Annotated in this window: 20 protein-coding genes; 9 read left to right on the forward strand and 11 right to left on the reverse strand. The window is 72.2% G+C overall.

Annotation, left to right across the window (positions count from 1 at the left end):
- Both GSY65_RS28215 and GSY65_RS28220 read right to left on the reverse strand, forming a co-directional pair.
- The gene (locus GSY65_RS28215) at positions 1-387 is read right to left on the reverse strand and encodes an effector-associated constant component EACC1 (RefSeq protein WP_159773906.1); all 387 of its coding nucleotides are present in this window, start codon (positions 385-387) and stop codon (positions 1-3) included.
- A 145-nt stretch (positions 388-532) separates the two neighbouring features.
- Positions 533-1,003: an ATP-binding protein gene (locus tag GSY65_RS28220; protein WP_201452693.1), complete on the reverse strand. Its 471-nt coding sequence runs from the start codon at positions 1,001-1,003 to the stop codon at positions 533-535.
- 147 nt (positions 1,004-1,150) lie between these two features.
- On the opposite strand from GSY65_RS28220, the gene GSY65_RS28225 reads away from it, so the two are divergent.
- Positions 1,151-2,023 carry a helix-turn-helix domain-containing protein gene (locus tag GSY65_RS28225; protein ID WP_159773908.1) on the forward strand — a complete coding sequence of 291 codons (873 nt, stop codon included), beginning with the start codon at positions 1,151-1,153 and terminating at the stop codon, positions 2,021-2,023.
- The gene (locus tag GSY65_RS28230) at positions 2,020-2,217 is read left to right on the forward strand and encodes a DUF397 domain-containing protein (RefSeq protein ID WP_159773910.1); all 198 of its coding nucleotides are present in this window, start codon (positions 2,020-2,022) and stop codon (positions 2,215-2,217) included. The genes GSY65_RS28225 and GSY65_RS28230 overlap by 4 nt, the downstream gene beginning before the upstream one ends.
- Positions 2,218-2,278: 61 nt before the next feature.
- Here GSY65_RS28230 and GSY65_RS28235 read toward each other — a convergent pair whose 3' ends face one another.
- Entirely contained in the window at positions 2,279-2,458 is a 180-nt protein-coding gene (locus tag GSY65_RS28235) for a hypothetical protein (protein WP_159773912.1), read from the reverse strand.
- A gap of 316 nt (positions 2,459-2,774) precedes the next feature.
- Here GSY65_RS28235 and GSY65_RS28240 point away from each other — a divergent pair, with 316 nt between their 5' ends.
- The 5 genes from GSY65_RS28240 to GSY65_RS28260 all read left to right on the forward strand — a co-directional run bounded on the left by GSY65_RS28240 (position 2,775) and on the right by GSY65_RS28260 (position 12,089).
- On the forward strand, positions 2,775-4,328 hold the full coding sequence (locus GSY65_RS28240; protein WP_159773914.1) for a TIGR02677 family protein: 1,554 nt from the start codon (positions 2,775-2,777) through the stop codon (positions 4,326-4,328).
- Positions 4,325-5,668: a TIGR02678 family protein gene (locus tag GSY65_RS28245; RefSeq protein ID WP_159773916.1), complete on the forward strand. Its 1,344-nt coding sequence runs from the start codon at positions 4,325-4,327 to the stop codon at positions 5,666-5,668. The genes GSY65_RS28240 and GSY65_RS28245 overlap by 4 nt, the downstream gene beginning before the upstream one ends.
- On the forward strand, positions 5,665-9,807 hold the full coding sequence (locus tag GSY65_RS28250) for a TIGR02680 family protein (RefSeq protein ID WP_159773918.1): 4,143 nt from the start codon (positions 5,665-5,667) through the stop codon (positions 9,805-9,807). The genes GSY65_RS28245 and GSY65_RS28250 overlap by 4 nt, the downstream gene beginning before the upstream one ends.
- Complete coding sequence (locus GSY65_RS28255; RefSeq protein WP_159773920.1) at positions 9,804-11,114, forward strand: TIGR02679 family protein; 1,311 nt, start codon at positions 9,804-9,806, stop codon at positions 11,112-11,114. Before GSY65_RS28250 ends, GSY65_RS28255 begins: the two co-directional genes overlap by 4 nt.
- Positions 11,115-11,333: 219 nt before the next feature.
- Complete coding sequence (locus tag GSY65_RS28260) at positions 11,334-12,089, forward strand: trypsin-like serine protease (protein ID WP_159773922.1); 756 nt, start codon at positions 11,334-11,336, stop codon at positions 12,087-12,089.
- Positions 12,090-12,330: 241 nt separating this feature from the next.
- On the opposite strand, the gene GSY65_RS28265 is transcribed toward GSY65_RS28260, so the two are convergent.
- The gene (locus GSY65_RS28265; RefSeq protein WP_159773924.1) at positions 12,331-12,954 is read right to left on the reverse strand and encodes a sigma-70 family RNA polymerase sigma factor; all 624 of its coding nucleotides are present in this window, start codon (positions 12,952-12,954) and stop codon (positions 12,331-12,333) included.
- A 236-nt stretch (positions 12,955-13,190) separates the two neighbouring features.
- Here GSY65_RS28265 and GSY65_RS28270 point away from each other — a divergent pair, with 236 nt between their 5' ends.
- Entirely contained in the window at positions 13,191-15,113 is a 1,923-nt protein-coding gene (locus tag GSY65_RS28270; RefSeq protein WP_159773926.1) for a BTAD domain-containing putative transcriptional regulator, read from the forward strand.
- 171 nt (positions 15,114-15,284) lie between these two features.
- Positions 15,285-17,357, forward strand: coding sequence for an AAA family ATPase (locus GSY65_RS28275; protein WP_159773928.1), 2,073 nt, complete (start codon positions 15,285-15,287; stop codon positions 17,355-17,357).
- A 248-nt stretch (positions 17,358-17,605) separates the two neighbouring features.
- Here GSY65_RS28275 and GSY65_RS28280 read toward each other — a convergent pair whose 3' ends face one another.
- The 7 genes from GSY65_RS28280 to GSY65_RS28305 form a co-directional block, all read right to left on the reverse strand.
- A complete protein-coding gene (locus GSY65_RS28280) occupies positions 17,606-18,532 on the reverse strand; it encodes an ABC transporter permease (RefSeq protein WP_159773930.1) in 927 nt (308 codons plus the stop codon).
- Positions 18,519-19,316, reverse strand: a complete 798-nt coding sequence (locus GSY65_RS28285) for an ABC transporter ATP-binding protein (protein WP_159773932.1) — start codon at positions 19,314-19,316, stop codon at positions 18,519-18,521. The genes GSY65_RS28280 and GSY65_RS28285 overlap by 14 nt, the downstream gene beginning before the upstream one ends.
- 40 nt (positions 19,317-19,356) lie before the next feature.
- A complete protein-coding gene (locus GSY65_RS28290; protein WP_159773934.1) occupies positions 19,357-20,463 on the reverse strand; it encodes an aliphatic sulfonate ABC transporter substrate-binding protein in 1,107 nt (368 codons plus the stop codon).
- Between the two features lie 225 nt (positions 20,464-20,688).
- Positions 20,689-20,823: a putative leader peptide gene (locus GSY65_RS34770; protein ID WP_443043258.1), complete on the reverse strand. Its 135-nt coding sequence runs from the start codon at positions 20,821-20,823 to the stop codon at positions 20,689-20,691.
- 123 nt (positions 20,824-20,946) lie between these two features.
- On the reverse strand, positions 20,947-21,405 hold the full coding sequence (locus tag GSY65_RS28295) for an RrF2 family transcriptional regulator (protein ID WP_159773936.1): 459 nt from the start codon (positions 21,403-21,405) through the stop codon (positions 20,947-20,949).
- A gap of 92 nt (positions 21,406-21,497) precedes the next feature.
- Positions 21,498-22,397 (reverse strand): TauD/TfdA dioxygenase family protein, encoded by a 900-nt coding sequence (locus GSY65_RS28300; protein ID WP_159773938.1) that lies wholly within the window; start codon positions 22,395-22,397, stop codon positions 21,498-21,500.
- Between the two features lie 253 nt (positions 22,398-22,650).
- Positions 22,651-24,006 (reverse strand): LLM class flavin-dependent oxidoreductase, encoded by a 1,356-nt coding sequence (locus GSY65_RS28305; RefSeq protein ID WP_159773940.1) that lies wholly within the window; start codon positions 24,004-24,006, stop codon positions 22,651-22,653.
- Between the last annotated feature and the right edge of the window lie 115 nt (positions 24,007-24,121).

Consider the following 24,121-nt stretch of genomic DNA (forward strand, 5'->3'; position numbering starts at 1 on the left):
TCAGCCCGCCGCCGTGCCGTCGCCGTCGCCGCCGTCCGCGAGGAACCGCTCGACGAGCGTGTCGTCCTCGCGGGCCTCCTTGCCGGTGATGCGCAGGACCGCCCCGTCGGGCCGCTTGACGACGAGGGTGCGCTGAGGGATCCGCGCCAGCCACACCTGCACCAGCGCGGCGACGAACGAACCGGCGCTCAGCAGCAGCCCGACGGTCTCGGCGGACGGGCCGCCCTTGTCGCCGACCCCCGCAAGGCTGCCCGGTTCGGGCAGGTCCATCCTGGCCGTGGAGTCCGCCTCCGCGAGCGCGGCGAGCAGTTCGCGTGCGTCCTTGCGGGCGCGCAGCGGGTCCTCGTCGACGACGGAGATCCGGTATCCGCTGTGGTTGTCGTGCATGGCGTTCTCGTGCTCCCCCTGGGTCCGTCGGCTCCTTGCCGGGCGAACGACACTAGCGTCCACCACTGACACCGACGGTCCAACGGGCCCTGTCCGCCCCGGCGTTGGCGTGAACACGCTTGCCGATGGCCGGGTCGCGCGCGGCTCATGCCAGGCGCAGTTCCGCCCACACCGTCTTGCCCGGCGCGCCGTCGCGCCGCGCGACTTCCCAGCGGGTCGCCAGTCCCGCGACGATCAGCAGACCCCGGCCGGACTCCGCGTCGCCCGGCGGTTCCGCGTCGGTGAGCACGGGCACGCGTTCGGTGCGGGTGTCGCTGACCTCGACGCGCACGGTGCCGGTGGCGTGGGTGAGCCGGACGTGGAAGTCCCGTCCGGCGACATGCCCGTGCCGGACGGCGTTGGCGGCCAGCTCGGCGGTGATCAGCGTGAGGGCTTCGTTGACCCGGCCGCCGTACGGGTGTCCCCACGTGTCGAGCCGGTGGGACACCAGTCTGCGGGCCAGGCGGGCGCCGCGCGGGGAGGAGGTGAACGCCATCGCGAACTCGTGCAGGGGGTGGGCCGTTTCGGCCTCGGCGCCGGGGGTGTGTACCCGGGGGGTGGAGATTCGGCTGTTCATGTGGCCCACGCTGCCGGTGCGGTCCTAGCGTGGCCGGATACGGCGCGCATACGGGCCGTCGCTGTAAGTGGCCGATGTGCGGGTGTAGGCGGGACGGAGCGTGACGGTCGGCGCGGGGGCGCGTTGGCCGAGGGAGGTGGTACGGGGATGAGTGAACCGACACGGCTGGTGGACGGGGCGTCCGGGGGCGGCGAGGGTGAGGAGCGGCATCCGGAGTCGGACGCCGGCTCCGGGGTCCTGCGGGTCTTCGGGCGCCAGTTGAAACGGTTTCGGGTGCGGGCGGGCATGGAGCGGCCCGAGTTCGGCTCGCTGACGGGGTACTCGGTGTCGACCATCGCCGCGTACGAGCAGGGGCGCCGGGTGCCGCCGCCGAGGTTCATCGACCAGGCGGACGAGGTGCTGGACGCGGGCGGGGTCCTCCAGGAGATGAAGGAGGAGGTGGCTCGGGCTCAGTATCCGGCGTTCTTCCGGGATGCGGCGAGGTTGGAGGGGGAGGCGGTTGAGCTGCACGTGTACGCGACGAAGGCTGTCCCAGGGCTCCTCCAGTCCGACGAGTACGCGCGAGCGGTGTTCACCATGTGGCGGCCGTTGCTGGCGCAGGACCTGATCGAGGAGCGGGTGGCGGCCCGTCTCGCCCGGCAGGAGATCTTCGCTCGTGTGCCACAGCCCACCATCAGCTTCGTCATCGAAGAGGCTGTGCTGAGAAGGCCACTCGGGGGTCGGGCGGTCATGCGGGGGCAGCTGGAGCAAATCCTGCTGTACGGCCAGCACCGCAACGTCGAAATTCAGGTGGTGCCCACCGACTTGGAAGAGCACGCTGGACTTGAGGGGCCGTTCACCTTGATCGAGACGCGTGACGGGCGCAGGATCGCTTACGTGGAGGGGTACAAGGACAGCCGCCTGCATACGGAACGCAGGGCGGTCCGGGAGCTTGAGGAGCAGTACGGCATCCTCAGAGCCCAAGCGCTCACCCCACGTGCGTCACTGGCCTTCGTCGAAAAGTTGCTGGGAGAACAATGAACGCCGAGAAGTCCACCGGTTCTGCGTTGGCGTGGTTCAAGAGCAGTTACAGCACGGGCTCGGGCGGGGAGTGCATCGAGGTCGCCGTCTGCCCTCGTGTCGTTCGAGTGCGCGACTCCAAGGACGTAGCTCGTCGCGGCCTTGCGGTCGATGCTGAGGCTTGGACAGCGTTTGTCGGCTTCGCTGCTCAGTGAGCGGTAGGTCTGCCCCCGGCCCTGGGTCGGGGGCAGACCTATGTGCCGCCTGGTCGACCGACTACGCGTTCGTCTTCTCGCGGACAGACGGAGTCCAGCGCCCAGCTGCGATCTCGGCGTCCAGCCGCGCCTGGAAGTGATCGTGCGCCGCCCGCATCTCGGTCTCGCGGTCGGCCTTGTAGAAGGGCGCCTGGTAGCCCTCGGGGGGCGGGGTGCGCTCCGGGTCTTCCAGGTGGGCCATGAGGCCGAGGTAGTCCTGCCATTCACCTGGCCCATCCCGCCCTGCCCGATCCGGCCGGGCAGTTCGTAACCGCCCAGCTCGCGAGGGCCGTCGGGGCTGAGGGGCGCGATGTGCACGAAGGGCCTCACCATCGGGCGGAACCGGCGTCCACGGTCACGCCAGACCACCGCCCGCCCCCGCGGGAGGCCGGTCACCGCCCATTCCCCGGCAGACCGGGGCGCACACCCCTCTTCCGGGACACGGCCCGTGATGTCGGTGCCGCCCTCTACGGTGGAGATCACCGATGCCGCCAGGGCGGTGGGGAGGGACGACGAGCGTGCGCAGGGTGCCACCGGAGATGTTCCGGTTCACGACCGGAGAGAAGGCCGACCTGTACGGGGCGGTGCTGGACGCCTTCGGCGTGGCCGGCGAGCATCTCGAAACCACGCTGGGGGCCGACGCGGTGCGCGAGCGACTGCGCCAGGTGGGCTGGGTGGCGGACGTCGACGACGCGGAACTGCACGACGCGCTCGGCCGGCTCGTGAAGTGGGACCTCCTCGACGTCGTGCACAACCACGCCGAGAACTACCGCACGGCCGAGGAGTACGAGCGGCGCAACCTCCAGTACTCGCTGACCCGCCGGGGTGAGGCGGCTCTCGCCGGAGTGCGGCACGCGCTGGAGGTGCTGGCCTCCACGGGGGCGTTGCAGACGGCCGTGCTGGAGGCCATCGCCGACCGCCTGGACGACCTGTGCCTGCTGTCCAGCGAACCCGCCTCCGCCGACCGGCGGATCTTCAGCACGCTGCGCGAGCTGGAGGCACATCTGGAAGCCCTGGTGGAGAACACCAAGGCGTTCAACGGCGAACTGCAGCGCCTCCTGCGCGCCGAGGGCGCGGACCTGGAGGTCTTCCGCGAGGTCAAGGCCGCCACCGTCGCCTATCTGCAGGAGTTCCTGGTCAACCTCGACCGGCGCGGACAGGCGGTCGCCGCCGCCGTTGCCCGGGTGGAGGAGCGGGGGACCGCCATGCTGCGCGAGCGCGCCCTGCGCGGGGCCGAACTCCCCCCGGTCGCCGGTGAGGACCCCGCGGCCGGCTGGCTGGAGAGCAGGCGGGCGCGCTGGGCGGGCCTGCGGGCCTGGTTCCTGCCGGACGACGGGGCACGGCCCCGGATCGAGCAGCTGCACGACATCGCCCGGCGCGCCATCGTCTCGCTGCTGCAGGTCCTGGAACGGATCAACGAGTCACGGCGCCGCTCCTCCAGCGCCGTACAGGACTTCCGGGAGCTGGCGCGCTGGTTCGCCGCCGCCCCGGCGGAGGAGGACCTGCACCGGCTGTGGTCGGCCGCCTTCGGACTCGGCCCGGCGCGCCACGCCCACCTCGCCCACCCGGACCCGGAGTTGATCCCGTCGTCCCGTTCCTGGTCCGAGGCCCCGCCCGTGGAGGTGTCGGCGCTGCTGCGGACCAGCGGACGGACGGAGCGCTTCACCCGCACGGCCAGGGTGCGGGACGTCACGGCCGTCAGGGCCGAGCGTGCGGAGCGGGCCCGCGCGGAGCGGGCGGAACTCGCGCGTGCCTGGCAGGCGTTGCGGACGGACGGCCCCGTGCGCCTGTCCTCCTTCGGCACCCTGGATCCCGCCGTCTTCGAGCGGCTGCTCGACCTGGTGGGCCGGGCCCTGGCCGCCCGGCCGGACACGACCGGCTCACGCCGCGCCACGACGGGGGACGGCCGGGTGGAGATCGCGCTGTCCCCGCCTCCCGACGAGCGCACCGCCGTACTGCGCACGACGAAGGGCACACTCGCCGGACCGGACTACGTCGTCCTCATCACCGCGGCGGGCGGAGCGAACCCCCTCCCCCGGCCGGGCGCCGCGCGGCGGGAGGCAGCCGGATGAGCACCCTCGCCAACCAACTCGCCGCCGCGGAACGGGAGCAGGTCGCCCGCGCCATCCGTCTCCTGCTGGCCCGGCCCCTGCTGACCGAGGCCACCGACCCGGCCGGCTTCGAACTGGTACGCCGCCGTCGCGAGCCGCTGGCCCGGTGGTTCGACTACACCTGCGGCTGGAGCCTGGTGGTGGAACCGCGCCGCGGCTACGCCCGCCTCACCAAGGTCCGCGCCGACCCGGACGGCACCCGCCCGGCCCGCAGGGCCCGTTCCGGCCGGGCCCCGTTCGACCGCCGGCGTTACGTGCTGCTGTGCGTGACCGCCGCCGAGCTGCTGTCCATGCCGATGACGACCATCGGCATGCTCGCCGACCGTGTCGTGCAGGCCACGGCGGCCGACCGGGCGCTGGCCGCGTTCGACCCGGTGCACAGGCCGGAGCGGACGGCGTTCGTCGACGTCCTGAAACTGCTGGAGTCGTACGACGTGCTGCGCGCGGTCGACGGGACCACCGAGGCGTACGTCGAGTCCGTGGAGGCGAAGGTCCTCTACCGGGTGGACACCACGCTGCTGATGCGGCTGCCCGCCGCACCCGTCGGCGCCTCCCGGCTCGCCGTGCCCCCGGACGAGGTGCCCGCGCGGTTCGGGGAACTCCTCACCGGTCTGGTGCGCGAGCGCCGCTACGGCGGCGCGGTCGCCGACGGCACGGAGGACGAGGCGCACGGCGAGCGGGCCGCCACGGACGCGCAACGCAACCTGAGGCTGCGCCACTCGGTGCTGCGCCGCCTCCTCGACGACCCCGTGCTGTACCGGACGGACCTCACCGACGACGAGCTGGCCTACGTCACCTCCCTGACCGGACGCCAGATCCTGCGCCGCTCGGTCGAGCAGGCCGGTTTCCTGCTGGAGGAACGAGCCGAGGGCTTCCTGCTCGTGGACCCGGACGGGCTCGCCACCGACGTCCGCTTCCCCGACGACACGTCCACCGCCCGGGTCGCCGCGCTGCTCCTCCTGGATCCGCTGTGTGCCGCGCCCGCGGGGCTGCTGCCCGAGCAGCTCGCCGAGGCCGGAGCGGACCTGCTGCGGCGCTTCCCGCGGTGGGCCAGGGCGTACCAGTCCGAGGACGGCGCGGCCCGGCTGTCCGACGACGCCGTACGCGTCCTGCGTGACGTCGGCCTGGCCCGCCGGACCGGGAGCCGTGTCGTCGCGTGCCCGGCCGCATACCGCTACCGCCTGACACAGACGACTAGCCAGGACCGGGACGACAAGCCCGGACCGGATGGGCACGCCGCCCCCCGGGAAGCAGGCGGCACGGCTGCCGAGGGCGTCGCCGCAGAAGGAGACCAGCAGTGAGCGTGACCGAGCTTCCCTCCCCCCGGCGGCCGGAGCCCACCGGACCGGCCGTGGCAGGGGCCGCCCGAGCGGCGGACGCCACCGGCAGCCGCTGGCGGCCCCACCGCGCCGGCATCCTCAACGTCTGGCGCTACCACGACGAGACGTTCACCTTCCACCAGGGACGCCTGCTGCTGCGCGGGCAGAACGGCTCCGGCAAGTCCAAGGCCCTGGAACTGCTGCTGCCGTTCCTCTTCGACGCCAGCCTCCGCCCGAACCGCCTGTCCACGTTCGGCGGTTCGGAACGCACCATGCACTGGAACCTGCTGGGCGAGGGCGCCTCCGGCAAGACCCGCGTCGGATACGTGTGGATGGAGTTCCGCCGCGTCGGCGACGACGGCACCGAGCGGTGGTTCGGCTGCGGGGCGCGCCTGCAGGCGAGCGTGCACACCAGCGCCGTGCACGCCGACTACTTCACCACCGGCTCCAGGATCGCCCGCCCCGGCGGTGTGCTCCTCGTCAACGACGCGGGACAGCCACTGACCCGGGCCGCCCTCGCCGAAGCCCTGCGCGACCGCGGCGACGTCCATGCCTCGGCCACCGACTACCGCACGGCCGTACGGCGTGAACTCTTCGCGGGGATGGGGGAGCAGCGTTACGAGTCGCTGCTGTCGGCGCTGCTCCAGCTGCGTCAGCCCAAACTGTCCGAGCGGCTCGACCCGTCCCTGCTCTCCACCCTGCTGTCCCGTGCCCTGCCCCCGCTGGGCGAGGGGGAGATCGCCGAACTCGCCGAGGGCTTCGAACGGCTCGACCGGCAGCGCGAACACCTCAAACGGCTCGACGACGAGGTGACGGCCGCCGAGACCGTCGCGGCCCGGCAGCGCGCCTACGCGCGGCGGGTCCTGCGCGCGAGTTCCGCCGCGCTCATCTCGGCCACCACCGAGATGGACAACCTCACCCGTGTCGCCCGCCGGAGCGCCGAGAAACTCGAACAGGCGCTGGCGGAACGCGAGTCGGCCCAGGCCCGGCGCGAGGAACAGGAGCTGCGCGCGCATGCCCTGGAGGAGACCGTCGAGGGCCTGCGCGAGAGCGACGCGTACCGGCAGGGCGAGGAACTCGACCGGCTCCGCCGCCGCACCGAAGACGTGGCAGCCGCCGCCGGGAGGCAGCGATCCGCCGCTCAGGCCGCTCAGGTCCGGTCGGAGGAGGACCAGCGGCACGCCGAGGAGGCTGCGGACCACGCCCGCGCACTGGCCGAGCACGCGCGCGAAGCCGCCGGGGAAGCACACAGGGCGGCTCGGGCAGCGGGGTTGGAGTCCATCCACCACGAGGTGAGGACGGTCCTCGACGCGGCGCATCCCGCGGTGGCCCTCCCCCACGGCACGGGACACGACCACGGCGGCCACCCGCGCACGACGGGCGAGGACGGCGCGCGACAAGCCCGTCGGCTGCTGCGCGGCGCGGACACCGCCCGACGGCAGCAGGTCACGCTCGTCACCGAGGCGATCGACGAACATGACCGCGCCGTACGCGACCGAGGCGCAGCCGAGGAACTGCTGGACCAGGCCCGCACCCGCCTCGCCGAGGCGATCGCCCGGCGGGACGAGGCGACCGCCGCCTGGGACGACGCCCTCGCCGCACAGGCGCAACGCCTCCTCGCCTGGGCCGAGCACTGCACGGAACTGCGCGTCACCGACCTCGACGCACTCGCCGCCGCAGCAGCGTCACAGGCCGAGGTGACGGCCCTGACCGAAGCCGCCGCGCGCCCGCTGGAACAGGAGATCGCCGAGGCGGAGGCCACCACCCGGGCCGCACGCCAGGGCCTGCGGGAGGAGCGGAGCCGACTGGAGGAGAAGCTACGACGGCTGATCGGTGAGACCGACCTGCCGCCCGTGCCCCCGCCCACCCGCACAGCCGTCCGTACGGCGACGGCGGGAGCACCCCTGTGGCGCGTGGTCGCCTTCCGCGAAGGCGTCCCGCTGCCCGTCCAGTCCGCGGTGGAGGCCGCACTGGAGGCGTCGGGGCTCCTGGACGCCTGGGTCAGCCCCTACGACGGAATAACGCTGCCGGGTCACGACACCCGCGCCGAGGCCGCCCTGGCCGCGACCGCCCCGGGGCCCAGCCTGCTGGAGGTGCTGAGGCCCGAGGAGGACCTCCCCGTCCCGGCCGACACCGTGACGCGCATCCTCGCCGGCATCGCCTACGGACCCACTCTGCCGGGCGGGCACCCCGCGGCCGTCTCCGCCGACGGCGCCTGGCGTCTCGCGCTCGCCACCGGGACCTGGAGCAAGCCGGAACCCGCCCACATCGGCGCCCCGGCACGCCAGCGCGCCCGGCAGCGCAGGATCGGCGAACTGACCGACCGCGTCGGCGAGACCAACGCCTCCCTCGCCGCACTGGACGACCGGCTGCGCGGCCTCGCCGCCCGCCGCGCCCGGCTGGACGCCGACCGCTCCGCCCGCCCCGACCACCTCGAACTCGACGCCCGGCGGCGCGACCGGGACCGCGCGGAGGACACCGTTGCGGCTCGGGACGACGCCGTACGTGACGTCGCCGGACGTCTGGCGCGGTGCGAGAGGCAAGTGGCGGGAGCCCTGCGCGCCCTCGACCGCCGGGCCGCCGAACACGGACTGCCCACCGACCGCGCCCGGTTGCGTACGCTCTCCGACGCCGTCGACAGGTTCCGGGACACCGCCGACAGCTGGGTGGACGCCCGGCTCGCCGCGACCGCCGCCGCCGACCGGGCCCGCCGGCGGGCCGCCCAGGCGGACCGATCGCGGGCGACCGCCGAGGAACGCGCCGGGGACGCCGCCGCCGCCGAAGCGGAGGCAACGGGGCTGAGAGCGCGCCTGGAGGCAGTGGAAGCCACCGTCGGCGCGGACTACCGGCAGATCGTCGCACGCGTCGCCGAGGCGCGCGCCGAGCTGCGCCGCTGCCGTGAGGAGGCCGGCCGGGCCGCCGACCTCCTGCTGCGTCTGGAAGGACAGGTCGGAGAACTGCGGGCCACCAGCGGCCAGGACGCCGAACGACGGGAACAGGCCGTCACGGCCCGCGACGCGGCGGCGCACCGGTTCCGGCACCTGTGCCTGGCCGGGCTGGCCGAGGACGCCGGCAGCACACCGGCACTCGACGCCGGGGACGGCACCAAGGTCACCCTGGAGGCCGCCCGCGCCACGGCGGCGACGTGGCCGGACCTCCCGCACGCCCCACGCAACCTGGGCGACGCCGCGACCCGACTGTCCGAAGCGGTCCACGAGGCCCGCCAGTGCCTCGGCACCCGTGCCGACCTGGACCTGGAACCGGACGACGACATCCAGCTCTTCACCGCCACCCTGGACGGCGTACGGGTGGGGGCGGCGGGCCTGCTCAGCACGCTCATCCAGGAGCGGGACCGCAGCCGGGACGACATCACGGCCGCCGAGCGGCGCCTGTTCGACCAGATCCTCACGGGCGACATCCGCCGTCACCTCGCGGCCCGCATCCGCCAGGCCGGTGAACTCGTCGACCGCATGAACCGTCACCTGGAGCGGGTCCGCACCGCCTCCAACGTCGCCGTCCAACTCGTCTGGGACGTCCGCCCGGACCTTCCGGACAGCACCCGCACCGCCCGTCAGCTGCTGCTCAAGGACCCCGGCCGGGTCACCGAGAGCGACCGGGAAGCCCTGCACGTCTTCTTCCGCGCCCGCATCGAGGAGGCCAAGGGCAGTGAGACGGCCGCGAGCTGGGAGGAACAGCTCGGCGAGGTGCTCGACTACACCGCCTGGCACCGCTTCACCGTCCGCCTCGACCGGGCGAACGGGACCGGCTGGCAGCCGCTGACCAAGAAACTGCACGGCGCGCTCTCCGGCGGGGAGAAGGCCATCGCACTGCACCTGCCCCTCTTCGCCGCCGTCGCCGCACACTACGAGGCCGTGCCCCTGGCACCCCGGCCGATCCTGCTGGACGAGGTCTTCGTCGGAGTCGACACGGTCAACCGCGGACAGGTCTTCGCGCTGCTCACCGCCCTCGACCTGGACCTCATGGTCACCTCCGACCACGAATGGTGCACCTACGGCGAACTGCCCGGCATCGCCGTCCACCAACTCCTCACCGGCGGGGACGACGACGCGGTCACCAGCGCCCGCTTCGTCTGGAACGGCAGCGACCTGGAAACGGGATGACCGGCACCGACGCGACGATCCCCACGGAACCGGCCCCGGGCGACGCCACCCTGCGCCGCCCGGAACTGCGCCCCCTCTGGGACACGCTCCACAGCCGCCTCTCCTCCGGCCGCCCCGTCACACGGGTGCGCCCCGGACCGCTCGACGACCTCCAGCGCGAGGCGCTCGCCGACCTCCTCGGCCTCGACCGCCTGCCGGACGCACACCCCTGCGTCCCCCTGGCCCGCCTGGAGGAGGCCGTCACCGAACTGTCCGGCCGCACCGTACGAGAAGTCGTCACCGAGCTCGTCGGCCCGCTCGGCGACAGAGCCGGCGAACGGCGCCGCCGGCAGGACGAGCGGACCCGGCTGTGGACCTGGCTGGCCGAGCACGAGACGGTGAGGGCCCAGCCGGTGCTCTCCGACTGGGCGGCCTCGTGCCGGGCATCCGGCGTGGTCGCCGGCTCGGCGGAACACACCCGTACGCTGCTCACCGACGCGCTCAGGGTGCTCGCCGAACTGCCCGGCCGGGCAGAACCCCTTCCCGTGTTCGCCGCCCGGGTCCTGGGCGGCCAGGCGCACGCACTCGACGACGGCACACCCCTGTCCGCGCTCGTCCTGCGCGCCCTGGCGACCCTGTACGACACCGTCCCTCCGCAGTCCGCCGCGCAGCGGCGCGCCCTGTGGACCCGCGCGGGAGTCGCCGACGACGAGCTGTCCGCCACCGTTCTCGTCGGCGGACTGCGCCCGGCCGGTGACGGCGTGCTCGCGCGGGTGGCCACGGCGTGCGCGGAGGCGGGTCAGGCCGCCAGTCTGACCCTCGGCCACGTCCGGCACCCGGGCGAGTTCATCCTTTCCGGGGCCCGTGCACGCGTCGTCCACGTCGTGGAGAACCCCAGCGTCCTGGCACTGGCCCTGCGCCGCTTCGGGTCCTGCTGCCCGCCGCTCGTCTGTACGTCCGGCTGGCCCAACAGCGCCGCGATCCAGCTCCTGCGCATGCTCGCGGACCACGGCGCGGATCTTCGCTACCACGGCGACTTCGACGGCGAAGGCATCCGCATCGCCGCGTACGTCCTGGACAAGACGCCCGCGCGGCCCTGGCGGATGACGGCAGCGGACTACCGTGCCGCGGTCGCCCGCCACCCGCGCGGCCCTCAGCCGGGGCGCATCACCGAGGCACCCTGGGACCGTGAGCTGGCCGAGGCCATGGCAGAGCACGGTACGGCCGTGGTCGAGGAACTGGTGGCTGACGTGTTGTTGAAGGACCTTGGCGATCCTTGGGCCTGCGGGCAAGGGCGCCTGATCTGTCGATGCCTGACCTGTCGATGACGGGGTGTCAGGCCCGTGACGACTGCCCGGGTCGGGCGGCGTCCCGCGTCGACGCGAAGTCATCGTGATCCGGTGGTCCCGGCACCGAACCGATCCGCGTATGTGGCCGTTGCAGGGAACGAAGCGCACCGTCCGGAGCCCCGAGGGCGGTGCGCGGCAGGGCCCCGAACAGGTGCCCTGCCCGACAACCACGCATACGAGAGTTCGGAGAATCACATCGTGAAGAACGTGCGCACCACCCGCCTGGCCCGCGCCGCGACAGCCGCGCTGCTGACCCTGGGCGCCGCTTTCGGTCTGGCAGCCCCGTCGGCCCAGGCTGTCGAGGGCGGAGTGATCATCGCTGCCGGGTGGGGCACCGGGATGGCCCAGGTGTGGGAGGCGACGCCCGGCGGGGCCGCCTACCGTTGCAGCGGCAGCGTCGTCGGCCCGATCAAGGTTCTCACGGCCGCTCACTGCTTCACGCCGGGTGTGCCGTACGACAACTACTACGTCGTGGTCGGCCACACCGCGAAGGGGGAGGGTACGCGCATCAGGATCGGCAACGTCAACAAGCACCGGGACCTGGCCGTCGCCAGCCTCAAGAGCGATCTGAGCGATGACCCCAACGTCCGTCACATCAACGTCACCACCACCATAGAGCCCGCTCTCGGCCAGTACGGCACGGTCCAGGGCTGGGGGAGGACGTGCCTGACCTGCACCGGCTCGCCGTACTTGAAGGAAGCGCGGGTCAGGATCGTCGACTACGGCACCGACCTGGTCGGTGGTCCCGCCTACCGGGTCTACGGCTCGCTGAAGAACGGGATACTGCGCGAAGGCGACTCGGGCGGCGCCATGATGTGGCAGGGGACCCAGGTCGGCGTCGTCTCCTCCGACGGCGGACCCAACGACCGTGACCACGCCTACATCTCCATGTTCGACGACGCCGCGGAGCGATTCCTGAGGGACATGCACGTACCGGTCAACACCGGCTGGTGACAGGCCGTCCGGCGCATCGCCCCCTGAATGCGGGGTGTGGGTACCACCCGGCACCAGGGGGCTCACACCACCGGGTCCGCTGAGCCGTCGGCCCGCCCGCGCACCCGTCGTGGGCGGGCCGACGCGTCGAGGGCGGTGGCCAAGCCGCGTCGGCTCCGCTGCCGACGGGTGCGCGAGGCCACCGCGAGGATGCGATCCGCCTGTCGGTGGCTCGGTGCGGTTCAGTGCGATTCAGCGCGGTTCAGCGTCGGACGCCGCGGGTGTGCAGGGCGATTTTCAGGGCGCGCACCGCCGAGTACGTACGGGACTTGACCGTCCCCTGGGCGATTCCGAGCACCTCCGCCGTTTCCGCGACGCTGCGGTCCTGGAAGAACATGTGGTGCAGGATCTGCCGTTGCCGAGGTGTCAGGTCGTCGAGGGCGTCGTGGACGACCTGACGCGTCAGGGTCCGTTCGACGTCGTCGTCGACGGGGACGACGACGTCGTCGAGCGTGCAGGTGCTGACGGGCCGGACGAGGCGCGCCCGGTGGTCATCGATCACCAGGTTGCGCACGACGGTGAACAGCCACGGCCGAACTCCGTCCTCCTCCTGCTGCCCCAGCAGGCCGATGTGCCGCCAGGCGCGGATCACGGCCTCCTGGAGGACGTCCTCAGCCCGGGTCCGGTCTCCGTCCAGCAGACGTGCGGCGAAGCGTACGAGCGCACTCCCGTGCTTGTCGTAGATCAGGCGGACGAAGCGTTCGCCGTCCGTGTCGCCGGCGTCGTCACGCACCCGGTGCCGCTCGTGCGGCGGTTCACCCGTTCCGCAGGCGGAAGTGCCCTGACCGGCCGTCCCGGCCCGCCCGATGACGCTGGTGGCTCCCATGGTGTCTCCCCACTGACGTCCACCGCGTCCTTCGTCGGTGGCAGGGCCAGCGTGCGGAGGACGACTTGGCGGATCCCTGTCTTCCTCTTGCCGGTTCGCCGGCCGCGGGATGAGCGGGACAGGAGGGAAAGTGAGCAGAACCGGGCAGGTGATGAGCGATGTCCGGACTGCCGAATGAACAGGTGAAAGGGTGAGGCTGGCACCGATGCGAGAGAGGTGCCACTGTGGATTTTCGTGTGCTGGGCCCATTGGAAGTACGGCGCGACGGCGAGGTACTGCGCCTCGGGCCGCCCAAGCGGCGCGCCCTGCTTCTGCGTCTCCTGCTGGAGAACGGACACACCGTCGGAGTGGAACGGCTCTGTGACGACCTGTGGAACGGCTCTCCTCCCCCCGGCGCCCGCTCTTCCGTCCACGCGCACATCAGCAGACTGCGCACCGTCCTGGAACCCGGTCGTGGGCGGCACAGGGAGCCACAGGTGCTCCGCTCCACCCCCACCGGCTACGCCCTGTCCTTCCGCTCCGAACTGCTGGACTCGGTGCGCTTCGAACGGTCCGTGCGGCAAGCGCAGGTACTGGCGGACGCAGGCCGCGTCGACGAGGCTCTGCGGGAGACCGAGCGCGCCCTGGCCATGTGGCGGGGGACACCGCTCGCCGACGCACGCGACCACCCCTTCGTCACGGGCGAGAGCGGACGGCTCCACGACGTGAAGTTGTCGGCCGAGGAGTTGCGCACCTCCCTGCTGCTCCGGGAAAGCCGGATCGTCGAGGCGATCACCAGTGCGGAACGGCTCGTCGAACGCGATCCCCTGCGCGAGGCGTCCTGGACCGTGCTCATGCGAGCTCTGTATCTGGCGGGCCGGCCCGCGGAGGCGCTCCGCCGCTACGAGGAGGTGCGGCTCCTCCTGGCCCGTGACCTCGGCGTGGAACCCGGCCCTGGGCTGCGCGACACCCAACTGGCCGTGCTGCGCCACGACATCGGGGCACTGCGCCCGCCACCCCCTCGCGTCGCAGCCGCCGTACAGAGCGGGCCCGTGCGGCGACCGGCCGGCATCCGGCCGGATCTGCCGGGCCGGGAACGTGAACTGGGACGGCTGTCCGAGCTGCTGCGCGGAGCGGCAGGCGGCCGCGCCGGATGGGCCGTGGTGACCGGGGAGCCCGGCGTGGGCAAGTCCCGGATCGTCGAAGAGGTGGCGCGGCAGGCGTGCGACACCGGCTGGCAGGTGCTGCGTACCTGGTGCGCCGAGGAGAGCCACCCGGGATCACGTGTCCTGGACCGGCAACTGGAGCCGCTCGCCGCCCAGTTGCGCAAGCTGTCCGAGAACGCGCACGTCACCGGGCCCACGCTGTGCGTCGTGGAGGATGTCCACCTCGCTTCGGACGACCTACGCGGGCTGCTCCTCACGTACGCACGGACGCTGCGGGAAGCGCCGCTTGCGGTGGTGTGCACCGTGGCGGACTTACCAGGCCCCGCCACCGAACGGTTCCTGGCCGGGCTGGCGGGACGCGGTGCCGACGTCCTGTCCCTCGCCCCGTTGACGGAAGCCGGGGTGCGGCGCGTCGTTTCCGCGGCCACGGAGGGCCCCGTACCGGGGGACGTCGCACACCGACTGCACGGACTGAGCGGCGGCAATCCCTTCCTGCTGCACCAGGTGCTCGCGCATCTGCGGCACCTCGGGCCGGCTCCGCACCCCCACGGGACCTGGTCGCGTGAGCTGCGGACCGTGCCACCGGCCGTTCGGAGCGTCGTCAGGGCCCGGCTCGCCGAACTGTCACCCGCCGCACGGCAGGTCGTGGATCGCGCGGCCGTGACCGGTGACCGGCCTGACATGCGGCTGGTGGCCCGGCTCGGCCTCATGCCGCTCGACGAGACGCTCAGCCTGGCGGACCAGGCGGTCGCGGCGCGGTTGCTGGCCTGGTCCGAGGCGACCTCGCCGTACGACAGCCAGGGCTATCACTTTCCAGCAGGACTGCTCCGGCGCGCGGTGCTCGATGAGCTGAGTCCGGCACGCCGCCGGACCCTGCACGCCGACGTGTGCCGTGCCCGGGTGATGACGGCGGTGCCGACACTGCTGGGCGGAGCACGCCCGTCGGTCGCGCAAGCAGCCGACGGGAAAGCGGTGGAGACCGAACGTGAGGTTTCGGCAGTCCCGGTCAGGTAGTCGTTCGACGGGTGGTTCAGCCCGCCGTCCCTTGGTCGCGTCGGCCGAGAACCACCTCTCGGCAACCGGCGGACCACGTGGCACGGAACCATGGGCACGCCCACGCCGCCCTACGGCCACTGCGCCGCGACCCCACCAGCGACGAGGTCCCCCGGTTCCTAGAATGTGTACGTGACAACTGACTCCGGAAGCCTGGCGAACCGCCTGCGGGCCGCGCGGAACAAGACGTTCGTGGGACGGTCCGAGGAAGTGGCCCGTTTCCGCGCCGCCCTCGACGGCGCCCAGGGTGTGGGACCGGTCCTCTACGTCCATGGGCCGGGCGGAGTGGGCAAGTCGACACTGCTGCGCCGGTTCGAGGACGAGGCGTGCCGGGCCGGCCGCCGGATCGTGTGGGTGGACGGTCACCGGGTGACCCCGTCCCCGGCCGGTTTCCTGGCCGAGACGACCGACGTCGTCGCCGGCCCGGACGTCGTACTCCTCATCGACGGGTTCGAACGCTGCCAGGGACTGGAAGGCTGGCTGCGGGACCGTTTCCTACCCGGCCTGCGCGAGGACGCCGTCGTCGTCGTGGCGGGACGCCGTCCACCGAGCGATGAATGGCTGTGCGATCTGGCCTGGAGCGATCTTCTGGAGGTGCTCCCGCTGGAGTCGCTGGACCGGTCCACGGCCGCCGCACTGCTGGAGCGCCGGGGCGTGGCTCCGGCAAGGCGCGAGGCCATCCTGGCCTTCGCGGACGGTCACCCGCTCGCGCTGAGCCTGGCCGCCTCGGTGACGCAGACCGGCACCGCGGCCGGCGCGCGGTGGACCCCCGGGCCCGACATGATCGCCAGGCTGCTCTCCGCGCTCGTGGGAGAGCTGCCCTCCCGCGACCACCGGCTCGCCCTGGAGACCGCCGCCCACGCGCTCAGCACGACCGAGGCCCTGCTGGCAGCGGTGATCGGGGAGGACCGGGCCGTCGAGATGTTCGCCTGGCTCCGGGCGCTGCCGTTCGCCGAGTACGGGCGCCAGGGCCTGTTCCTGCACGAGCTGGTCAGCGAGGTCCTGGACCAGGACTTCCGCTGGCGGGACCCCGACAGCTACGAACGGATGCACGTTCGTACCGGTCACCACCTGCTCCAGCGGGCCAGGACGGCCGCGGAGACGGAGGCGATGACCGCGATCCGCGCGCTGACCTACCTCAAGCGGTACGGGCCCATGGAACCGTACTTCAAGAAGATCGACCGGGAGGGAGACGTCTACGAGGACGTTCTGCGCCCGCGCGACCATGAGCAGGCGGTCCGGATGACCCTGGAGACGGAAGGCCCTCACTCGGCGGACATCGTCCGCTTCTGGCTGCAGGAGCAGCCCGGCGCGTTCCGCATGTACCGCAGCGCCCAGACGGGCGAACTCGTCGCTTTCATGCTGTGGTTGCGGCTGACCGACCCCGAGGTGGGAGGCAGCCTCGACCCGGTCGTCGCCCAGGCCTGGGCCGGTGTCGCGCAGCAGGGCCCGCTGCTGGCCGGCCAGCACGTGCGGATCAGCCGATTCATGATCCACCCGGGAGCCTACGGGCAGATATCGAGCGTCGGGCACCTGATGCAACTGCGCATCTGCAGCGACTGGATCCGTTCCCGTGACCTCGCCTGGTCGTTCATCACCACGCCGGACGCGGAACTGTGGGGACCGCTGATGGACCACCTCGGTCACGAGGAGATGTTCCGTACGCCGTGGGAGCACGGTCGTACCTTCACCACCTTCGCGTGTGACTGGCGGGTGACGCCCCTGGAAGTGTGGTTCGACCGGACGCAGCCGGGGGCGCTCGCCGAAGCCCCCGCCGCGCCGGAGCCCGCGGGGGCGCCGCGCAAGCCCCTGAGCAGAACGGAGTTCGACGCGGCCGTACGGCAGGCGTTGCGGGACCTGCACCGCCCCGATGCCCTGCGGGGCAGCGCCCTCTTCTCCAGCCGCCTGTGCACCCGGTTCGGCTGGACGACACGGCAGGACCCGGTGGAGTCCCTGCGCCACACGCTGGTGAGCGCCGTGGACGAGGTGCAGAGGGATGCCAGGGCGAGCAGGCAGCACCGGGCCCTCGCCGCCACCTACCTGCGCCGGACGGCCACCACCCAGGAAGCGGCCGCGGCACGGCTCGGGCTGCCGTACAGCACGTACCGCCGGCATCTGTCCCAGGGACACAAGCGGCTCTGTGACGTGCTGTGGCACTGGGAACTGGGCGGAAGTGCCGACGGGTACTCCGGTGCGGGCATGTGATCCTCATCCGGCCGCGGGCCATCGGGAGCCGCCACGGACTCGACGGCAACGGTGTCAGGACCGCCGGGCGGGCTGTGCGCGCGTCCCGCGCGCCGGCGCCCGGAGGGCTCGTCACCGGTCACGATCACGCTCGCGCGCTCCGCGTGACGCGTCACGCGGAGCGCGGGGGCGATCTCCGAACCGGTGGCCGAGCGCTCCTGACGCCGTGGCGGGACGGGCCGTGCGTCCCGCGTGGTGGGGACCCGCGCTCAGCGGGTGACCAGCAGGCCCCTGCCGCGCAGCACCCGCCGCTCCAGCGGGCTGAAGATCAGCAGGTCGATGGCGATGCCGACGAGCAGGATCAGGAAGATGGCCAGGAACACCTGCGACATGCTGGCGTTGTTCCGGCCGTTCTCCAGCAACTGGCCGAGGCCGACACCCAGATCGGGTGAGGAGGCGATGATCTCGGCGGCCATCAGCGAACGCCAGGAGAACGCCCAGCCCTGCTTCAGCCCCGCCAGATAGCCGGGAAGCGCGGCCGGCATCACGATGTGCCGGGCCTCTCTCAGCCCGGTCGCGCCCAGCGTCCGCCCGGCCCGCAGGAACAGCGGCGGGATCTGCTCGATGCCCGCGACGAGGCCGTTGGCGATGGAGGGGACCGCGCCGAGCAGGATCACGGCGTACATCATCGAGTTGTTCAGGCCCAGCCAGAGCACGGCGGGCGGCACCCAGGCCACCGAGGGAAGCGACTGCAGTCCGGACAGGATGGGGCCGACGGCGGCCCGGACGAATGTCACCCGGGCGACCAGCAGGCCGAGCGGCGTACCGATGGCGAGTGCCATCAGGAAGCCGAGCAGACCGCGTGAGACGGATGTCCAGATGTAGTCGAGGAGCGTGCCCTGCCGCCAGGCGTCGGTCACCTCGTCCCACACCGCGGACGGCGCGGGCAGCTTGTAGTCGGGGGCGACCTCGGCCCACACCAGCAGCTGCCAGACCACCAGCACCAGCGCGACGGCGGTGAGGGGCGGCAGGACCTTGCGCACCAGGGTCTCGCGCAGCGGGGTACGGCCGCTCGGCACCGATTCCAGCGCGTCGAGCCCTGCCTCCAGCCCTGCCAGTTCCTGTGTGTCCCGGGGGTCCCCGGCCGTCGACGGACCGTCCTTCGTGGTGTCGACGCGGGTGTCAGTGCCGGCCATGGCGGCGGATCTCCCTTCGCAGTTCCTCGGTGATCTCGACGGACAGCTCGGCGACCGCGCTGTCCTCGATGCGGCGCGGCTGCGGAACGCCGACCGTCCACTCCCGGGCGATGCGCCCCGGCCGCGAGGACAGCAGCACCACCCGCTGCGCCAGCTTCACCGCCTCCCGCACGTTGTGCGTCACGAACAGCACCGACAGTCCCGTCTCCCGCCACAGGTGGGTCAGCTCGTCGTGCAGGACGTCGCGGTTGATGGCGTCGAGCGCGGCGAACGGCTCGTCCATGAGCAGCAGCCGGCTGTCCTGGGCCAGCGCGCGGGCCAGTGCGACGCGCTGGCGCATGCCGCCGGACAGTTCGTGCACCCGCTTGCCGTACGCGCCCTGCAGCCGTACGAGGTCCAGCAGCCGTTCCGCCTCGGCGCGGCGCTCCGGTTTGGCGACGCCGCGCAGTTTCAGCGCGAGTTCGATGTTCCTGCCCGCGGTCAGCCACGGGAACAGCGCGTGTTCCTGGAACATCAGGGCGGGCCGGCCGTCCGTGCGGATCGAGCCCGCGGACGGCAGGTCCAGTCCCGCGACCAGGTTGAGCAGGGTGGACTTGCCGCAGCCCGAGGCCCCCAGGAGGGTGACGAACTCACCCGGCGCGACGTCCAGCGTGATGTCGTCCAGCACGAGCTGCTGTCCGCCGGGCGTGCCCGGCGCGGGGAAGGACTTCGAGACGTGCTCGATGCGGGCGGCGTACGTCACCGCCGGTGCGTCCTCGCCGGCCCCGGTGACCGTGGTGGTCATGGCCGTCACCTCCTGGGAACTCATCGTCGTCCGGCCGTGGTCACTCGGCGCCGAGACCGGCGTCGTCGACCTCGTCCTTGCCCTCGGCCTTGAGGACCTTGTTGAGCGGCGCGAGGTCGTAGATGCCCTTCAGGTCGGGCTTCTCCAGCAGACCGGCCTTCACCGCGTGCTCCGCCTCCGTGGTGAGGGTGGCGGCCAGCGGGTCGTCGAGGAAGGTGATCGACTTCCACGCCGGGTCGATGACCTCGGCGGGCAGGGCCTTGCCGGAGAGTTCCTTCAGCGCCGCGTTCGCGGAGGACTTCGCCTTCTCCGGGTTGGCGTTGATCCACGCGTTGGTCTTCACCGAGCCGCGCAGCACGGCCTCGACGACGTCCGGGTGCTCCTTCAGGAACGACTGCGACACGATGATGTTGGTGATCACGAACTTCTTGTCGGGCCACAGGTCGGCCTCGTCCAGCAGCACCTTGGCACCCTCGGCGACCAGCTTGGACGCGGTGGGCTCGGGCACCCAGGCGCCGTCGATGGAGCCGGACTTGTAGGCGTCCGGGGTGATCTTGTTGTCCGTACGGACGACGGAGACGTCGCCCGCGCCGCTTTCCGCGTCGACCTTCCAGCCCTTCTCCGCGATCCAGTTGAGGAACGCGACGTCCTGGGTGTTGCCGAGCTGCGGCGTGGCGATCTTCTTGCCCTTGACGTCGTCCAGGGACTTGATCTTCTTCGGGTTGACGACGAGCTTGACGCCACCGGAGGCCGAACCGCCGATGATGCGCAGGTTCGCGCCGTTCGACTTGGTGTAGCCGTTGATGGCGGGGGAGGGGCCGATCCAGCCGATGTCGATGGAGCCGGCGTTGAGCGCCTCGATCTCGGAGGGGCCGGCGTTGAAGGTGGACGTCTTGATCCTGGTGCCGCCGAGCTCCTTCTGGAGCAGGCCCTCCTGGACGCCGACCAGGGCGGTGGCGTGGGTGAGGTTGGGGAAGTAGCCGATCTTCACCTCGTCGGCGGAGAGCTTCTTGGCGTCTGCCGCGACCTCGGTCCGCTTGCCGTCGTCGGTGGAGGCGGAACCGTAGCCGCAGGCGGTGAGGAGCAGAGGCAGCGCGGCCACGACGGTGAGGGTGCGCAGGGTGGTGAGCGGTCTGGCGGCAGACACAGCGGTGTCCTCTCGGGGATGGGTGATCGTGGAGGTGCGAAGACGCGAGGCGTGGTGCTTGCCGGCACGCGCCGGCACTCCCGTCCTCGGACCGGGCGGCACGCATGCCGTCGCGGCCCGAGAAGGGGGACGGGGAGGGAGAGAGTCGTCGTCAGCGGGGGCGTCGGTCCCTCACCCGTCCGGCGGAGGCGGAGCGGGGGAGGGGCGCGGTGGTGCGGACGGAAGTCAGGTTCTGCGGCGTGAGAAGGGCCGACAGATGGCACTGGAGGTACGGCCGAGGTCGACGTGGCGACGCGAGGTCAGAAGGGGCAGCAACTGGCCTGAGCGATCGAGCGTACGCATGGCCACCCCCCCGTGCATTCCTAGTTTCCCTACCTGGTTGCTAGGGATAGTGGCAGAAGGCGGCGTCCACCCCAAGAGGGTGTTCGTATGGTGGACGCGGCGCTCTCGCTTGGTGAGATGGCCGGTGAGTGGCTCAGCCTGTCAGGGGTTCACCCAGGCCTCGGGGTCCTCGCTCAACTTGACAACGGAGGGGGGCAGTTGGGTCGACGCGACGTCGGCGAGCGACACGCCGTCCAGGATCTCGCGCACGTTGGACCGCAGGGCGATCCACAGGGGCAGCAGTGACTCGGCGGGGCCGGTGTAGGACAGCTCGGGCGGGCGGACGCCACGTACCGACACCAGGGGGCCGTCCACCGTGCGGATGACGTCGGCGATGCTGATGGACTCGGCGGGCCTGGCCAGCCGGTAGCCGCCGTTGCCGCCGCGCTGGCTGAGCACGAGACCGCCCCGGCGCATGTCGTTCAGGATGCTTTCGAGGAACTTGTGCGGGATGTCCTGGGCGTCGGCGATGGCCTCGGCCTTCAGTGGCCCGTCATCCGGGGACACGGCGAGCTGCAGCGCGGCACGCACCGCGTAGTCGGCCCTGGCTGAGATCCTCATGCCTGCATTATCCCGTACGGCCTTCCGCCGGTGTCCGCCGTCGGCGGGCCGCCGGGCGGAGACGGGTGTCCCCTGCCCGGCGGCCCGGGTGCTCAGGCGGCGGCGGGCGTGTAGTGGGCGGCGTCGTCGCCCTCGATGACGTGGCTGAGGCGGCCGTCGACACCGGCCGGGACGTCGCCCGCGACGGTCACCCGGTGCAGCAGGCGCGGCAGGTCGCCGTAGTCGTCGGGGGCGTAGTGCTGGGTGATGCGGTTGTCGAACAGGACGAGGTCGCCGGGCGCCCAGGCCACGCGCACGACGTTCTCGGGACGCGTGACGTACGACTGGAAGATGCGCAGCAGGTCGCGGGAGTCGGACGGACCGAGGCCCACGATGCTCTGGGCGAAGCCGCCGGTGAACAGCCCGCGCTCCCCGGTCTCGGGGTGGACGCGGACGACCGGGTGGGCGGTGCGGTACTTCCGGGAGACGAACCGCCTGCGGTGCTCGGCCGCCTTCTCGCTCTTCGGGGCGGCGTAGTCGTAGTCGTTGGTGTGCACCGCCCACAGCCTGTCCGCCAGCTCGCGCAGCGGCTCGGGCAGATCCCGGTACGCGGCGGCCGAGTTGGCGATGAGGGTGTTGCCGCCGTAGGGCGGGACCACGATGCTGCGCAGCGTGGACGCCTTCGGGGGCGTACGGACGAAGGTGACGTCGGTGTGCCACTGGTTGGCGCGGATCCCCTCGGCGCCGTCGACCGGCAGGATGTTCGGCCGGCCGTCGACGGAGGGGACCGTCGGGTGCGCGGTGGTCAGCTCACCGAAGAGGGAGGCGAAGCGGAGCTGGCCCGCGTCGTCGAGGTTCTGGTCGCGGAAGACGAGCGCCTTGTGCTCCAGGAGCGCGGAGTTGATCTCGGTGACGACGGCGGGGGCGAGGTCGGCGGAAAGATCCACGCCGAGGATCTCCGCGCCGATGCGGCCGCCGATCCTGCGGACGTCGAAGCCGGTGCTGGTGGTCATGTGCGGGTGTTCCCTTCAGGAGGTGATGGGCGGGAAGGACTCCTCGGACCCCGGCGGTCCGAGGGGAGGGCCGACGGCCCGCAGTGCGCCGGGGGTGCGGCCTCGTCCCCGGCCGATGTGCCGGGGGAGGCGGTGGCGCCGCTGGTGCCGCAGTGGGGGCTTGTCGGCGAGGACCACGTCCGTTCCGTCCTGGCCCGGGTGGCGGCGGGGCCGCCGCCGACCACCAGGACGTCCGTGGTGAGGTCGAGACCGGTCATACGGCCACTTGCTCTCGTGCGGCTGTCGCGGCCAGCCGGTTGGCGGGGCGGGCCAGGCCGTAGTTCTCGCGCAGGGTGCGGCCGGTGTACTCGGTGCGGAACAGCCCACGCCCCTGCAGGATCGGGACGACGTGGTCGACGAAGTCCGCCAGGCCGCCCGGCAGATGGGGCGGCATGATGTTGAAGCCGTCGGCGGCGCCCTGGGTGAACCACTCCTCCAACTGGTCGGCCACCTGCTCGGGGGTGCCGGCGAAGACACGGTGGCCGCGGCCGGCGCCGAGCCGGGCGATGAGTTCGCGCAGGGTGAGGCCGTCACGTCGGGCGAGTTCGGCGACGAGTGTGAAGCGGCTCTTGTTGCCGTTGATGTCGCGTTCCTCGGGCAGTTCGGGCAGTGGCCCGTCCAGCGGCAGTCCGGTCAGGTCGGTGCCGAGCATCCCGGAGAGCTGGGCGAGCCCGTACTCGGGAACCTGGAGGTCCGTCAGCTCTCGCTCCAGTGCGCGGGCTTCGGCCTCCGTGGAGCCGATCACGGGGGCGATGCCGGGCAGGACGAGCAGCTGGTCCCCGGTGCGGCCGTAGCGGGCGAGCCGGGACTTGAGGTCCTGGTAGAAGGCCTGGCCGTCGGCGAGGGTCTGCTGGGCGGTGAAGACGGCCTCGGCGTACCGGGCGGCGAACTCCTTGCCGTCCTCCGACGAGCCGGCCTGCACCAGCAGCGGGTAGCCCTGCGGGCTGCGCGGTACGTTCAGCGGGCCCTGCACCCCGAAGTACGTTCCGCGGTGGTCGATCTCCCGCACCTTGCCGGTGTCGGCGTAGATGCCGCTCTCCCGGTCGAGCAGGATCGCGTCGTCCTCCCAGCTGTCCCACAGCTTGGTGGCGACCTCGACGAACTCCCGCGCCCGCTCGTAGCGCAGCGCGTGCTCCAGGTGTTCGTCCTGCCCGAAGTTGCGGGCCTCGTTCACCGTGCCGGAGGTGACGATGTTCCAGCCTGCCCGGCCGCCGCTGAGGTGGTCCAGGGAGGCGAACTTGCGGGCGGTGTGGAAGGGCTCGTTGAAGGTGGTGGAGACGGTGGCGATCAGGCCGACGTGTTCGGTGACCGCCGCCAGGGCGGACAGCAGGGTCAGCGGTTCGAAGCCGCCGAGCGCGTTGTGCCGGACCTTCCCCCACAGGGCGAGGCCGTCGGCGAGGAACACCGAGTCGAGCAGGCCGCGCTCGGCGGTCTGCGCGAGCTGCTGGAAGTAGCGCAGGTCGGTGACCCGTTCGGGCTGGGTGCGGGGGTGCCGCCAGGCGGCGTCGTGGTGGCCGGCGTTCATCAGGAAGGCGTTGAGATGCAGCTGACGGGGTCGGGGCGCGGTCATGGGTTCCTCGGATCGGGGCGAACGAGACGGTCGGGAGACGGAGGAGAGCGGAGGGCTGAGGAGAGCGGGGGGCTGAGGAGATCGTTGGACGGAAGAGACCGGGAGAAGGAGGAGA

Source organism: Streptomyces sp. HM190 (assembly GCF_009857135.1).
GTDB classification, from domain to species: Bacteria; Actinomycetota; Actinomycetes; order Streptomycetales; family Streptomycetaceae; genus Streptomyces; species Streptomyces heilongjiangensis.

What these genes read in the sequence shown, in the direction of transcription:
- GSY65_RS28215 (WP_159773906.1), bottom strand. Translation starts at nt 387, where the DNA reads ATGCACGACAACCACAGCGGATACCGGATCTCCGTCGTCGACGAGGAC.
- GSY65_RS28220 (WP_201452693.1), bottom strand. Translation starts at nt 1,003, where the DNA reads ATGAACAGCCGAATCTCCACCCCCCGGGTACACACCCCCGGCGCCGAG.
- GSY65_RS28225 (WP_159773908.1), top strand. Translation starts at nt 1,151, where the DNA reads ATGAGTGAACCGACACGGCTGGTGGACGGGGCGTCCGGGGGCGGCGAG.
- GSY65_RS28230 (WP_159773910.1), top strand. Translation starts at nt 2,020, where the DNA reads ATGAACGCCGAGAAGTCCACCGGTTCTGCGTTGGCGTGGTTCAAGAGC.
- GSY65_RS28235 (WP_159773912.1), bottom strand. Translation starts at nt 2,458, where the DNA reads ATGGCCCACCTGGAAGACCCGGAGCGCACCCCGCCCCCCGAGGGCTAC.
- GSY65_RS28245 (WP_159773916.1), top strand. Translation starts at nt 4,325, where the DNA reads ATGAGCACCCTCGCCAACCAACTCGCCGCCGCGGAACGGGAGCAGGTC.
- GSY65_RS28255 (WP_159773920.1), top strand. Translation starts at nt 9,804, where the DNA reads ATGACCGGCACCGACGCGACGATCCCCACGGAACCGGCCCCGGGCGAC.
- GSY65_RS28265 (WP_159773924.1), bottom strand. Translation starts at nt 12,954, where the DNA reads ATGGGAGCCACCAGCGTCATCGGGCGGGCCGGGACGGCCGGTCAGGGC.
- GSY65_RS28280 (WP_159773930.1), bottom strand. Translation starts at nt 18,532, where the DNA reads ATGGCCGGCACTGACACCCGCGTCGACACCACGAAGGACGGTCCGTCG.
- GSY65_RS28285 (WP_159773932.1), bottom strand. Translation starts at nt 19,316, where the DNA reads ATGACCACCACGGTCACCGGGGCCGGCGAGGACGCACCGGCGGTGACG.
- GSY65_RS34770 (WP_443043258.1), bottom strand. Translation starts at nt 20,823, where the DNA reads ATGCACGGGGGGGTGGCCATGCGTACGCTCGATCGCTCAGGCCAGTTG.
- GSY65_RS28295 (WP_159773936.1), bottom strand. Translation starts at nt 21,405, where the DNA reads ATGAGGATCTCAGCCAGGGCCGACTACGCGGTGCGTGCCGCGCTGCAG.
- GSY65_RS28300 (WP_159773938.1), bottom strand. Translation starts at nt 22,397, where the DNA reads ATGACCACCAGCACCGGCTTCGACGTCCGCAGGATCGGCGGCCGCATC.
- GSY65_RS28305 (WP_159773940.1), bottom strand. Translation starts at nt 24,006, where the DNA reads ATGACCGCGCCCCGACCCCGTCAGCTGCATCTCAACGCCTTCCTGATG.